The following is a 13,092-nucleotide window of genomic DNA, read 5'->3' on the forward strand; positions in this document are numbered from 1 at the left end:
GAGCGCGCCTCCGCGGCACACTGAGGGAGCCGCGGAGACCCTCCCGCGCAGGACGGAGACTCCGATGGGCGCGGTCAGCACCTTCCTCTGGTTCGACGACGGCGCGGGGGAGGCGGCGCGCTTCTACACGGAGCTGGTGCCGAACTCGCGGATCACCGGAAGCCAGGTGCTGCCGGAGGGCTCTCCGTCGCCCGGCGAGGTGCTGTCGGTGACGTTCGAGCTCGACGGGCAGCGGTTCCAGGCGATCAACGCCGGGCCGCGGTTCCCGTTCACCGAGGCCGTCTCGATCGTCGTGACCGTCGGCGGCCAGTCCGAGCTCGACCGGCTGTGGGACGCCCTGATCGCGGACGGCGGCGAGGAGAGCCGGTGCGGCTGGCTCCGCGACCGCTGGGGGCTGTCCTGGCAGATCGTGCCGGAGGTCCTCCCGCGTCTGCTCGGAGGCGCCGACCCCGAGGCGTCCGCGCGCGCTCTGCAGGCGATGCTCGCGATGAGCCGCCTCGACATCGCGGAGCTGGAGCGGGCCCATGCCGGCACGTGACTCCGCCCGCCCGCGCCGCTCGACGTCGCTGCGGCGCGCGTACCTCCGCGACTACCGCTACGCCTACGGCTCGCGCTTCGTGCACCTGCGGGAGGGCTGGGACGTGTCGCGGTACGCGTCCGGCGACGGCGCTCCGGTGCTGCTCATCCCCGGGATCTACGAGACGTGGCAGTTCCTCCGGCCCATCGCCGAGAGGCTGCACGCGGCGGGCCATCCGATCCACGTGCTGCCCGCGCTCGGCTACAACACGCGGCCGATCGTCGCGTCGGCCGGACTCGGCCAGGACTACCTGCGCGAGCACGATCTGCGCGGAGTCGTCGTCGTCGCGCACAGCAAGGGCGGCCTGATCGGCAAGCACATGATGGTCGTCGACGACCGCGAGGACGGGCGGATCGAGCGGATGATCGCCGTCTCGACCCCGTTCAACGGCTCGTCGCTCGCACGGATCGCCCCGGCGCGGGCGCTCCGGGAGTTCGCGCCCCACCGCCCGCTGATCCGCACCCTGCTGGCCGAGCGCGAGGCCGACGCGCGCATCACGTCGATCTATGGGATGCGCGACCAGTACATCCCCGGAGGGAGCCGCCTCGCCGGGGCGCGCGAGAACATCGCGGTCTCGGTGGTCGGCCACTTCGCGCTGCTCTCGAGCCCGAAGGTGCTCGACCTCATCGCGGCCCGGGTCTGAGGCCGGACGGGATCCGCTGGGCTCGCCGCCCACGTGAGGCGCCTGCCGTGCGGCGCGACCTCGACCGGAGGACGGCCGCCTCAGCGACGGGCCGAGCCGCCCGCCGCACTCAGGACCAGGGAGTGAGCAGCACGAGCGGGATCTGCCGCTCGGTCTTCGTCTGGTATTCGGCGTAGTCCGGCCACGCGGCGACCGCGCGCTCCCACCAGGCCGCGCGCAGATCGCCCTCGAGCACGCTCGCGGCGTAGTCCTTCTTCACGGGCCCGTCCTGCAGCTCGACGTGCGGCTCCTTGAGCATGTTGCCGTACCAGACGGGGTGCTCGGGCGCGCCGCCCTTGGACGCGACGACCACGTACTCGCCCTCGTGCTCGACGCGCATCAGCGCGGTCTTGCGGAGCTTCCCGCTCTTCGAGCCGACGGTGGTCAGGACGATGATGGGGCGGCCGCGGAGGAGGTTCCCCTCGGCTCCGCCGGTCCGCTCGTAGAGCTCCGCCTGCTCGCGGGCCCACTCGGACGTGCTGGGTTCGTACTCTCCGGTCAGCGGCATGCCTCCGATCGTACGGCCGCGGCGGCCCCAATGGCCGACCCGTGTGCAGGAGGATGGAGCGGTGTTCTCCGCAGACCCGTTCGACCGAGCCCGTATCGCCCTCCTGCGCGACGACCTGATCCGCGCCCGCTACGGCGTGGACGCCGTGCGGGGGCTCTGGGGCGACGAAGCGGCCGAGGCGCTGCACCGCGGCGACCGGGTCCCCGCCCGCCGCGCCCTCGAGCGCAGCGGCGACCATGACGCGCTGGCCACCCTCGCCCGCCTGTTCCTCCTGGCCGATCCCGTCTCGGCCGACGACGCGGACGAGGCGTTCGGCGCTCTCGCGCTGGAGGGGGCGGTGGAGCTCGGCCTGGTGCGCGTCGAGGCCGGAGCCGTCGTCACCGCGGCTCTCGACCTGCGCCCCTACGACGTGGTCGACCAGCGCGGCGCTGCCTCCTGGTGGATCGCCTCCGACCTCGGGGAGCTCGCCCTCGGCCGCGCGCTCGACGAGGACCACGTGCTCGGCGTCGGCGGCGCGAGCCTCACGCTGACCGGCCTGATGATCCAGCGGCCCGTCGGCCGCGTGCTCGACCTGGGGACCGGCTGCGGGATCCAGGCGCTGCACGCCTCCCGCCACGCCGAGCAGGTGGTCGCCACCGACATCTCCGAGCGCGCGCTCGCGCTCGCCTCTTTCACCGCGGCGCTCAACGGGATCGAGAACATCGAGTTCCGCCTCGGCAGCCTCTACGAGCCGGTCGCGGGGGAGCGCTTCGACCACATCGTCACGAACCCGCCGTTCGTCATCACGCCGCGAGTCGAGGGCGTCCCCTCCTACGAGTACCGCGACGGCGGGCTGGAGGGCGACGAGATCGTGCGCCGCGTGATCCTCGGAGCAGCCGAGCACCTGGTGCCCGGCGGTGTCGCGCAGCTCCTGGGGAACTGGGAGTACCGGGAGGGCGCGGACGCCTTCGACCGGATCGCGGACTGGCTCGCCGACGCCCGCAGCCCGCTGGAGCAGGCGCTCGAGGCGGGGCCCGAGGGGCTCGATGCCTGGATGGGCGGGACCGCCTCTCCTCTGGACGTCTGGGTCGTGGAGCGCGAGCGTCAGGATCCGGCGGTCTACGCCGAGACCTGGATCCGGGACGGCGGCACGACTCGCGGCCCCGCGTTCGACGCGCTGGTCGACGCCTGGCTGACCGACTTCGAGCGGCGCGGGGTGACCGGCGTCGGCTTCGGCTACGTCACGCTCCGCCTGCCCGAGCAGCCCCGCCCGCCGATCCGCCGCCTCGAGCGGATCACCACGCCGGTCGCGACCGCGGGCCTGGGCGGCCACCTCGCCGCCTGCCTCGACGCGGCCGAGGCCCTCGCGTCGATCGACGATCGCGCTCTGGCGGGTCTCGCCCTGGTCGTCGCCGGAGACGTCACGGAGGAGCGGCACTACTGGCCGGGCAACGACGATCCGACGGTGCTGCGGCTGCGCCAGGGCGGCGGGTTCGCCCGGGTCGAGGAGGTCGACACGGCGCTCGCCGCCGTGGTCGGCGCCTGCGACGGCGAGCTCTCGGTGGCGGCGATCGCGGCGGCGGTCGCCTCGCTCCTCCAGGTCGAGGAGGAGGCGGTGTCCGACTCGGTGCTGCCGCGGGTGCGCGAGCTGGTGGCGACGGGGCTGCTGCGGCTGCCCCAGGGGGAACGCGGCTAGAAGAGGGTGGCGGAGTCCTCGACGGGGGGCGCGGCGGCCGCGGCGGGCGCGGCGGCGGCCGTCGGCCATCCGGGTCCGGCGTCGACGGGCTGCCGGCGCTGGTAGGCGGTCGCGGCGCTCCGGGCGCGGACGTCGGCGGCCTCGTTCATCCGGTGGTTGGCGTGCCCCTTCACCCACTCGAAGGTGACGGCTCGGCCCTGCAGCTCCTCGTCGAGCGCCTTGATGATCTCGACGTTCATCACCGGCTTGCCGTCGGCCTTGCGCCAGCCCTTCCGCTTCCAGCCCGGCAGCCACTCGGTGCAGGCCTTGATGGCGTACTGGCTGTCGCAGAGGATGTGCAGCGGCTCCTCCTCCTGCGCGGTCGCGCGCAGCAGCTCGAGCACCGCGGTGAGCTCGCCGATGTTGTTCGTGCCGTGCGACCAGCCGCCCGCGGCCCAGCGCTCGTCGTCGACGTACCAGGCCCAGCCGGCGGGGCCGGGGTTGCCCAGTGCGGACCCGTCTGCGGCGGCGATGATGCTCACGTGCGTCTCTCCTCGTGCTCTCGGTGCTCGCGCCGGTGCGGCGCCCTCCGAGGGTAGTCGGCGGGCGGGGCGGTCCGCGGCGCGCGGCGCGGAGTCAGGCGGAGGAGGAGCGGCGCGCGATCGTCACGCGCGTCGAGTACGGCATCGCGACGGTCCCGCTCCCGCCCGACTCCTCGTCCACCACGGCGTCGACCGCCGCGAGGACCGCGGCGCGCTCCTCGTCGGGCATCGCGATGACGGAGCTGCGGGACGCGAACATGTCCCGCACCCCGGCTCGGTCCAGCTCGAAGGACCACTCGAAGGCCGCGAACGCCACCCGCTCGAGAGCGGAGCCGAGCGGCGGCCGGAGCGTCTCGAAGCGCTCGGCGGTGGAGGCTCCGGCGACCTCGCCGAGCCGGCGCACCCAGGGGACCGACTCGTCGCGGATGTTCCACACCAGCGCGAGCACGCCCTCCGGCACCAGGACGCGGGCGACTTCGGCTCCCGCGCGCTCGGCGTCGACCCAGTGCCACGACTGCGCGGCGGTGACGAGCTCCGCGGAGGCGTCCGCGGCGGGGATCGCCTCGGCCGTCCCCTCCTCGGGGCGGACCTCCGGCAGATTCGAGGCGAGCCGCGCGAGCATCTCCGCGTCGGGCTCGACCGCGGTCACGTCGAGGCCGCGGGACGCGAGCGACGCGGTGAACTTGCCCGTTCCCGCGCCGAGGTCCACAGCGCGCAGCCGATCGGAGGCGTCGGCTCCCGCCGCGCGGGCCCGCTCCGGGACGAAGGCGCCCGCCACCCGCGCGGGGGCGTGCCCCACGATCCAGTCGACGGCGTCGTCGGGGTAGCCGGGCCGCCCGCGGACGTAGGCGTCGACCGCGCTGCCGAAGGAGCGTCCGAGGCCGCTCATCGCTTCTCCGCCGCTCGCGCGAGCACGTCCACCGCGTAGCCGTAGCCGGCGATCCCCGCGCCGACGATCACGGCGATCGCGACGTCCGAGAGGTAGGAGTGCTGCCGGAACGGCTCGCGCCGGTGCACGTTGCTCACGTGGACCTCGACCATCGGCAGCTCGGTCGCGAGGACGGCGTCGCGGATCGCGATCGACGTGTGCGTGTACGCCCCGGCGTTGAGCACCACTCCCGAGACGGAGCCGCGAGCCGCGTGCAGCCGGTCGACGATCGCGCCCTCCGAGCTGCTCTGGAAGGTCTCGACCGTGAAGCCGTGCCGCTCGGCCGCCTCCGCCGCCAGCGCCTCGGCGTCGGCGAGGGTGTCCGAGCCGTAGAGCTCGGGCTCGCGGGTGCCGAGCAGGTTCAGGTTCGGGCCGTTGAGGACGAGGATCGGCAGCTTCACGCTCCGACCCTAGCGCCGGCCGTCCCAGCGAGCGGGAGCGGCGGCAGCGCCGCGCGCAGGAGGATCAGCTCGCGCGCATGGGCGTCCAGATGCCGGTCCTCCTCGGTCCGCAGCTCGAGAGGCGGGACCGGCTCGGCCGCCCCGTCGGCGCCCCGCACCACGAAGACGCTCCGGCACTGCGTGGTCAGCTCCAGCTCGCCGGTCCGCGGGTCCCCGGAGCGCACGTGCACCGCCAGGTGCATGCTCCGGGCGCTCGTGTGGATGAGGCGCGCCTCCACCTCGACGAGATGCCCGATGCGCACCGGACGGTAGAAGTGGATCCCCCCGGAGTAGACGGCCACAGAGTCGCGGCCGGTCCAGCGCTGCGCGACCGCGTCGGCCGCCTCGTCGATCCAGCGCATCACGATCCCGCCGTGGGCGTTGCCGCCCCAGTTGACGTCTCCCGGTGCCGCGAGGAAGCGGAACACGATCCGCGGACCGGTGCCCTCCTCGGTGTACTCCTGGGCGCGCATCACGTCGTGCAGCCTCCGGCGGCCCTCGATGCGCGCGGCGGCGCCCTCGGCGAGGGACAGGTCCTCGATCGAGCGGGGCCGCCACTCCGGGACCGACCGCGGCCTCTTCTCGTCGTCGACGGCCACGAACACGAGGAGGCAGTGCGTGGCGTCCTCGTAGAGGCCGGTCCGCGGATCCGCCTGCGCGACCTGCACCAGCACGTGCATGCTCGTGCGCCCGGTGTGGATGACGCGGGCGGTCGCCTCGATCAGGTTGCCGACCGAGATGGGCCGGGTGAAGTGGACGTTGCCGACGTACGCCGTCACGCAGTAGCCGCCGCTCCAGCCCACGGCGCAGGCGTAGCCGGCCTTGTCGATCCACTCGAGGACGCGGCCGGCCTGGGCACTGCGGCCGTCGGCGGTGGCGTCCTGCGGGGCGGCGAGGAAGCGGAGCGTGATGCGGTCGGTCATGGTGCCCGTCGTCGTGGGAGCGGAAGGGGGGAGTGGACCCGCGGGGGTGCGAGGAAAGGGGGATGATCCGCCCGCGGGCCACAGGGGTGTCCGGCAGGAGCCGGCTCGGTCAGGGGGATCAGGCCGCCAGCGGCAGCTTCTCGGCGAGGAGCCGGAGCCGCAGGGCCTGGAGCTCGGCGGACAGCTCGGGCGGCAGCCGGTCGCCGAACCGCGTGAAGAACTCCTCCGTGAGCGCGCACTCCTCCAGCCACGCCTCGACCGGGACGGAGAACAGCTCCTCCTTCTGGGCCGCGGAGAGCCGGAGCCCGTGCGTGTCGATCGCGACCGGCAGGTCGCCGAGGGGGCTCCGCCGCGCCTCCGCCAGCCCCTCCAGGCGGCGGACGAGCCACTGCAGCACCCGCGCGTTCTCGCCGAAGCCGGGCCAGAGGAACTCGCCGTCCGCGTCCTTCCGGAACCAGTTGACCTGGAACACCGCCGGCGCCGCATCGCCGAGCTCAGCGCCGATCGCGAGCCAGTGCGCGAAGTAGTCGGCCATGTTGTAGCCGCAGAAGGGGAGCATCGCGAACGGATCGCGGCGCAGCTCCCCGACCGTGCCCTCCGCGGCCGCGGTCTTCTCGGAGGCGACGGTCGCACCCAGGAAGACGCCGTGCTGCCACGAGGTGGCCTGCGTGACCAGCGGGACGTTGCTCGCCCGTCGGCCACCGAAGACGATCGCGTCCAGCGGCACGCCCTCGTGGGCGTCCCAGTCGGCGGAGAGCGACGGGCACTGCGCGGCCGGCGCGGTGAAGCGGGAGTTGGGGTGCGCGGCGGGCGTGCCGGACGCCGGCGTCCACGGCTGCCCGCGCCAGTCGGTCAGCCGCTCCGGGACCTCGTCGGTCAGGCCCTCCCACCACACGTCGCCGTCCTCGCGGAGCGCGACGTTGGTGAAGATCGTGTTGCCCCAGAGCGTCTGCACGGCGTTCGGGTTCGAGCTCTCCCCGGTGCCGGGAGCGACGCCGAAGAAGCCCGTCTCGGGGTTCATCGCCCAGAGGCGTCCATCCTCCCCGCGGCGCATCCAGGTGATGTCGTCGCCCAGCGTCTCGACCCGCCAGCCGGGGATCGCGGGCTGCATCATCGCGAGGTTGGTCTTGCCGCACGCGCTCGGGAAGGCGGCGGCGACGTGGTAGCGCCGTCCCTCGGGCGAGACGATGCGGATCAGCAGCATGTGCTCGGCGAGCCAGCCCTCCTCGCGCCCCATCGCCGAGGCGATGCGCAGGGCGAAGCACTTCTTCGCCAGCAGGGCGTTGCCGCCGTAGCCGGAGCCGTACGAGACGATCTCGCGCGTCTCCGGGAACTGGGTGATGTACTTCACGGGGCTGCACGGCCAGGCGACGTCCTCGCGGGTGACGCCGTCCGCGTCGCGGAGGGGCAGCCCCACGGTGTGCACGCCGCGGACGAACGGGGTCTCCTCGGTGAAGGCGGCGAGCGGCTCGGAGCCCACGCGCGCCATGATCCGCAGGTTCAGCACCGCGTAGGCCGAGTCGGTGACCTGGACGCCCAGCTGCGAGAGCGGACCACCGACGGGCCCCATCGAGAACGGGACGACGTACATCGTCCGTCCGCGCATCGCTCCGTCGAGGAGGGGAGCGAGCTCGGCCCTCATCGCGGCGGGCTCGCGCCAGTTGTTGGTCGGTCCCGCGTCGGCCTCGTCGGTCGTGCAGATGAAGGTGCGGTCCTCGACCCGGGCGACGTCGTCCGGGTCGGTGCGGGCCAGGAACGAGCCGGGCCGCCACTCCGGATTGAGCGGGAGGAGCGTGCCGGAGGCGACGAGCCGCTCGGTCAGGCGGTACCACTCCGCGGGGGAGCCGTCGCTCCACTCGATTGCGTCGGGCTTGAGGATCGCGGCGGTCTCGCGCACCCAGCGGCGGAGGGCGAGGGGCGCCGGCGGCACGACGGGCGCGGGGACGGACGTCGGCGCGGTCATGGTGCTCGGCTCGAGTCGGACGGTGTTGCTGTAGATGCTCATGCTGGCTCCGCTTTCGGTGGTCGTCGTCGACGGGGGTGGGGAGTCGCCGGCCGCAGCCGGGAAGAGGCCGGCCGGGCCGGGAGGGGCGCTCAGTGGCGCCTGAAGCCAGGATGGAGGAGGATCGGGAGGTATTCCCGGCGCTCAGGCGGTCAAGAAACCACCTTTTTGCGCTTCCGTCACAACCGATCGCTGGAGCTCGCCGTGACCGATCCCTCGACGCCCGCCCCGGGCTCCGACGCGGTGCTGCTCGGGCAGCGCCTGCGCCACTTCCGCACCCGGCGCGGACTGACCCTCGGGCAGCTCGCCGAGCGCGTCGACGTGTCGGGGAGCCAGCTCTCGCTGATCGAGACGGGGCGCCGCGAGCCGCGCCTCTCCCTCCTGCAGCGCCTCGCGGCCGCGCTCGGCGTCGAGCTGGCGGCGCTGCTCTCGGACGAGCCGCCGAGCGAGCGGGCCGCGCTCGAGATCGAGCTGGCGCGCGTGCAGAAGGGGTCGCTGTACCGCTCGCTCGGCCTGCCCGAGTTCAAGGTCAACAAGGGGCTGAGCACGCCCGTGCTGGAGGCGTTCCTCGGCGTCTACCGCGAGCTCGCCCGTCGCCGGAGCGAGGCGAGTGCCACACCGGAGGAGGCGCGCCGGGCCAACACCGCCCAGCGGCTCCAGCTGCGCGAGCGCAGCTCCTACCTGCCCGAGATCGAGGAGGTGGCGGGCGAGATGCTCCGGACCGTCGGGCACCGCGGAGGAGCACTGACCCACAGCTCCGTCTCGAAGATGGCCCGGCACCTCGGCTTCGAGATCATCCACGTCGGCGACCTGCCGCACTCCGCCCGCTCGGTGATCGACCTCGCGAACGGCAGGATCTACCTCCCGCCCGCCTCGATCCCCGGGGGGCACGGCCTGCGGGCGCTGGCGCTGCAGGCGATGGCGCACCGCCTCCTCGGGCACGAGCGGCCGGTGACCTACGCCGACTTCCTCCGCCAGCGCCTCGAGATCAACTACTTCGCCGCCGCGTGCCTGATGCCGCTGGAGCCGGCGGTCGCGTTCCTCCAGGAGGCGAAGCGCGAGCGGGACATCTCGGTGGAGGACTTCCGCGACGGCTTCGGCGTCACCCACGAGGCCGCCGCCCTGCGCTTCACGAACCTGCTCACCTCGCACCTCGACATCCGGATGCACTTCCTGCGGGTGCTGGGAGACGGCTCGATCCAGAAGGCCTACGAGAACGACGGGCTGCCGCTGCCGACCGACGTCACCGGGGCCGTCGAGGGCCAGGTCGTCTGCCGCTACTGGTCGGCGCGCTCCGCGTTCACCCGGACCAACCGGACGACGGAGTACTACCAGTACGTCGACACTCCGGCGGGCACCTTCTGGTCGGCGTCGCAGACCGGCACGACCGCCACCGAGGAGTTCTCGATCACCGTGGGCGTCCCGTTCGCCGAGGCCCGCTTCTTCCGAGGCCGCGACACCGACCGCCGCGAGCTCTCCCGCTGCCCCGACGAGTCCTGCTGCCGACGCGCCCCGTCGGAGCTCGCCGCGCGCTGGGACGGCAACGCCTGGCCGAGCGCGCGCCTGCACGCGCACGTGCTCGCGCCGCTGCCGTCGGGGACCTTCCCCGGCATCGACGACGCCGAGGTCTACGAGTTCCTCGACGCGCACGCTCGCGAGTCCTGACCGCTCCCGCGAGACGCCGCTCCGGTGCGCCTGGGTCGGCGTGCCGCGTACCCGAGCGCGTCCCGCGGAAGGGCGGGAGTCGTCAGTCCGAGATGAGGGCGCGGGCCGTTCCCTCGTCGAGGATGAGGTCGGTGATGAGGCCGGCCGCCAGGGCGCCGCGCAGGCCCGGCAGCTTCGAGGCGCCCGACACGACGCAGATCCGGCGCGACGCGCGGCGCACCGTGGAGAGGTCCGGACCGCTTGCACGTTCGTTCATGGGGATGTCGTCCCAGCTGCCGTCGGACCGGTAGAACACCGTCGCGACGTCGCCGACGACCCCGGAGCCGCTGAGCGAGGTGAAGTCGCTCGGCTCCAGGTAGCCGCCGATGTAGACCTTCGAGGGGACCGCCGCGAACGGCGACCCGAGCCCGAACAGCGCCACGTCCATCCGCTGCTGCAGCTCCAGGACCCGTCGGGTGGAGCGCTCGCGCCACACCGCCTGCTTGGTGGTCGGGTCGTCGAAGAACGCCGGCACCGGGAACTGCTGGACCTTCGCCGCGTAGGCGTCACCGAAGCGGCGGAGGATCTCGCTCGAGTAGTTGATGCCCGTGGTCTCGGTGTTGCCGGCGCCGTTCAGCTGCACGATCTGCGTGTTGTGCGTCTCCTTGGCGATCAGGTGGCGGCTGATCGCGCTCATCGTGGAGCCCCAGGCGATGCCGACGATCATGTTCGAGTCGATGAACTGCCCGAGGATCCTCGCTGCGGACAGGGCGACCCGCTCGAGCCGGTCGATCTCGCTGGTGTGGTCCGGCACCGGCACGATGTGCGCCGTGATGTCGAAGTGGGACCGCACCTCGGCCGAGAGGGCGCTCGCCCGGTCGAGGGGGGAGCGGATCTGGATGTCGACCAGGCCGGTCGCGCGGGCGTGCGAGAGCAGGCGCGAGACGGAGGAGCGCGACGTGTGCAGCTCGTGCGCGATCGCGTCCATCGTCAGATCCTGCATGTAGTACAGCTGGGCCGCACGCAGCGCGTCCCGCGTCTTGTCGGGATGGGTCGCGTGGGTCGTCTCGTCGAGTTCGACGACCGGTCTCACCGGGGTCATAGCACTCCCTGCACGGATTTCCACCCGTCTTGACCGGATGTGTTGTCGGGTCAAGGATGGCTGTATTCCTCCGCGAAATCAATCGGTCATCTCCCCGGTGCACGCTGGTGCGGAGGCCTCGACGACACCCCTACGACACGAAGGCGAGTACGAAGTGGCACAGTCCGACGGAACTCCCGGAAACTCCGCTCTGCGCGAGAGCGTCGCTGCTCTCCGCGACAACCCCCGCGCCACGGTCCTGGTCATCGGCGGTGGCATCAACGGCATCGGGACCTTCCGCGAGCTCGCGCTCAACGGCGTCGACGTCGCCCTCGTCGAGCGCGGCGACTACGTCTCCGGTGCCTCGAGCGCCTCGAGCCACATGATCCACGGCGGCATCCGCTACCTCGAGAACGGCGAGTTCCGACTCGTCAACGAGGGCGTGCACGAGCGCAACGGCCTGCTGAAGATCGCTCCCCATTACGTGAAGCCGCTGCAGACGACGATCCCGATCTACTCGACGTTCTCGGGCATCCTCGCGGCTCCGCTGCGCTTCCTGACCCACAAGTCGGGCAAGCCGCAGGAGCGCGGTGCGCTGCTGATCAAGGTCGGCCTCACGATGTACGACTTCTTCTCCCGCGACGGCGGCACGGTCCCGCGCCACCAGTTCCACGGGCGCAAGCGCTCGCTGAACGAGCTCCCCAAGCTCGACCCGAAGATCAAGTACACCGCCACCTACTTCGACGCCTCCGTGCACGAGCCCGAGCGCCTCGCGCTCGACGTGCTCCACGACGCGCTGATCGGCGGCAGGAAGGCCCGCGCGGCCAACTACGTCGAGGCCGTCGGCGCCGACGAGAAGGGCGTCGTCCTCCGCGACCGCGAGTCCGGCGAGGAGTTCACCTTCGCGGCGGACGTCGTCGTCAACGTCTCCGGACCGTGGACCGACTTCACCAACACGGCCCTCGGCACGTCCACGAAATTCATGGGCGGCACCAAGGGCTCGCACATCGTGCTCGACAACCCCGAGCTGGTCGAGGCCTGCGAGGGTCGCGAGATGTTCTTCGAGCACAGCGACGGACGCATCGTCCTCATCTACCCGCTCAAGGGCCGCGTGATGGTCGGCACGACCGACATCGACGCCGACCCCACGAAGCCGGCGGTGTGCACGGAGGAGGAGATCGACTACTTCTTCGAGCTCGTCAACCACGTCTTCCCGGCCATCCGCGTGGACCGCTCGCAGATCGTCTTCAAGTTCTCCGGCATCCGCCCGCTGCCCCGCCACGACGACGAGGCCCCGGGCTTCGTCTCCCGCGACTACCGCATCGAGCCCTCGACGCTCCCCGGCAACGGCTCGCCCGTGCTCAGCCTGGTCGGCGGCAAGTGGACGACGTTCCGCGCCCTGTCGGAGCACCTCTCGAACGAGGTCTTCAAGCGGATCGGCGTGACCCGTCGCGTCTCCACCGTGAAGACCCCCATCGGAGGAGGCAAGGGCTTCCCGCGCACCGACGCGTCCCGCGCGCAGTGGATCAGCCAGCACCGCTCCGGGCTCTCCTCGGCCCGCACGGGCCAGCTGCTCGAGCGCTACGGCACCCGCGCGCAGGAGGTCATCGAGGCCCTGGCCGACGGACACGACGAGGCGCTCGACTTCGACAAGGACTTCACCACCGGTGAGATCCGCTACCTCGCCCAGCGCGAGAGCGTGGTGCACCTCATCGACCTGGTGATGCGCCGCACCAACCACGCCTTCACGGGCGGCCTGAGCCGCGAGCTCCTCGAGGAGCTCGCCGAGCACACGGGCGCCGTGCTGGGCTGGGACGACGCCGCCCGCGCGTCGGAGGTCGACGCGACCATCGCGCACCTCAAGGAGTACAACGGCGTCGACGTCGGGGGCACCTCGGTGCAGACCCCGACGGCCGTGCCCGCCTCCTGATCGGCGATCAGGCGCGGATCGACGGAAGCCCCGGACCGAGGACCACCTCGACCGGGGCTTCCGTCGTGACAACGCACAAACGTGCACGCGCCGTTCCTTGTCGCTAGGACAGGGCGCCGATAACTTCACACCGTCGGGCATCGAAGCCCGCCGCGGACGCCTGTGCGCGTCCGTCTTACGA

The 13,092-nt window shown here is 72.5% G+C and carries 12 protein-coding genes; 5 read left to right on the plus strand and 7 right to left on the minus strand.

The genetic code is table 11. The annotated features are described in order from the left end of the window. The first annotated feature begins 64 nt into the window (after window positions 1-64). Together C5D09_RS00615 and C5D09_RS00620 are read left to right on the plus strand one after the other, a co-directional pair. Window positions 65-538: a VOC family protein gene (locus C5D09_RS00615; protein ID WP_104246703.1), complete on the plus strand. Its 474-nt coding sequence runs from the start codon at window positions 65-67 to the stop codon at window positions 536-538. Beyond that, the gene (locus C5D09_RS00620; RefSeq protein WP_104223206.1) at window positions 525-1,220 is read left to right on the plus strand and encodes a triacylglycerol lipase; all 696 of its coding nucleotides are present in this window, start codon (window positions 525-527) and stop codon (window positions 1,218-1,220) included. Before C5D09_RS00615 ends, C5D09_RS00620 begins: the two co-directional genes overlap by 14 nt. A 109-nt stretch (window positions 1,221-1,329) precedes the next feature. Here the strand turns inward: C5D09_RS00620 and C5D09_RS00625 are convergent, their stop codons facing one another. Beyond that, window positions 1,330-1,767, minus strand: a complete 438-nt coding sequence (locus tag C5D09_RS00625; RefSeq protein WP_104223205.1) for a nitroreductase family deazaflavin-dependent oxidoreductase — start codon at window positions 1,765-1,767, stop codon at window positions 1,330-1,332. A gap of 61 nt (window positions 1,768-1,828) precedes the next feature. Here C5D09_RS00625 and C5D09_RS00630 point away from each other — a divergent pair, with 61 nt between their 5' ends. After that, the gene (locus tag C5D09_RS00630; protein WP_258063265.1) at window positions 1,829-3,442 is read left to right on the plus strand and encodes a methyltransferase; all 1,614 of its coding nucleotides are present in this window, start codon (window positions 1,829-1,831) and stop codon (window positions 3,440-3,442) included. Here the strand turns inward: C5D09_RS00630 and C5D09_RS00635 are convergent. The 5 genes from C5D09_RS00635 to C5D09_RS00655 all read right to left on the minus strand — a co-directional run bounded on the left by C5D09_RS00635 (window position 3,439) and on the right by C5D09_RS00655 (window position 8,217). Beyond that, window positions 3,439-3,963, minus strand: a complete 525-nt coding sequence (locus tag C5D09_RS00635; RefSeq protein ID WP_104223203.1) for a ribonuclease H — start codon at window positions 3,961-3,963, stop codon at window positions 3,439-3,441. The two genes, C5D09_RS00630 and C5D09_RS00635, sit on opposite strands and share 4 nt — an antisense overlap. A 94-nt stretch (window positions 3,964-4,057) precedes the next feature. Then, a complete protein-coding gene (locus tag C5D09_RS00640; RefSeq protein ID WP_104268394.1) occupies window positions 4,058-4,852 on the minus strand; it encodes a class I SAM-dependent methyltransferase in 795 nt (264 codons plus the stop codon). Continuing rightward, window positions 4,849-5,292 (minus strand): type II 3-dehydroquinate dehydratase, encoded by a 444-nt coding sequence (gene aroQ / locus C5D09_RS00645; protein ID WP_104238317.1) that lies wholly within the window; start codon window positions 5,290-5,292, stop codon window positions 4,849-4,851. Before aroQ ends, C5D09_RS00640 begins: the two co-directional genes overlap by 4 nt. After that, window positions 5,289-6,254: an acyl-CoA thioesterase gene (locus C5D09_RS00650; RefSeq protein WP_104249470.1), complete on the minus strand. Its 966-nt coding sequence runs from the start codon at window positions 6,252-6,254 to the stop codon at window positions 5,289-5,291. Before C5D09_RS00650 ends, aroQ begins: the two co-directional genes overlap by 4 nt. A 118-nt stretch (window positions 6,255-6,372) precedes the next feature. Continuing rightward, complete coding sequence (locus tag C5D09_RS00655) at window positions 6,373-8,217, minus strand: phosphoenolpyruvate carboxykinase (GTP) (RefSeq protein ID WP_104268519.1); 1,845 nt, start codon at window positions 8,215-8,217, stop codon at window positions 6,373-6,375. A 243-nt stretch (window positions 8,218-8,460) separates the two neighbouring features. On the opposite strand from C5D09_RS00655, the gene C5D09_RS00660 reads away from it, so the two are divergent. Next, a complete protein-coding gene (locus C5D09_RS00660; protein ID WP_104223199.1) occupies window positions 8,461-9,921 on the plus strand; it encodes a helix-turn-helix domain-containing protein in 1,461 nt (486 codons plus the stop codon). An 82-nt stretch (window positions 9,922-10,003) separates the two neighbouring features. Here the strand turns inward: C5D09_RS00660 and C5D09_RS00665 are convergent, their stop codons facing one another. Next, the gene (locus tag C5D09_RS00665; protein WP_104223198.1) at window positions 10,004-11,002 is read right to left on the minus strand and encodes a sugar-binding transcriptional regulator; all 999 of its coding nucleotides are present in this window, start codon (window positions 11,000-11,002) and stop codon (window positions 10,004-10,006) included. Between the two features lie 154 nt (window positions 11,003-11,156). Here C5D09_RS00665 and C5D09_RS00670 point away from each other — a divergent pair, with 154 nt between their 5' ends. After that, window positions 11,157-12,911, plus strand: coding sequence for a glycerol-3-phosphate dehydrogenase/oxidase (locus C5D09_RS00670; RefSeq protein ID WP_258061232.1), 1,755 nt, complete (start codon window positions 11,157-11,159; stop codon window positions 12,909-12,911). Window positions 12,912-13,092: the final 181 nt, after the last annotated feature.

Source organism: Rathayibacter sp. AY1C9, assembly GCF_002932315.1.
In the GTDB taxonomy this organism is placed as follows: Bacteria; Actinomycetota; Actinomycetes; order Actinomycetales; family Microbacteriaceae; genus Rathayibacter.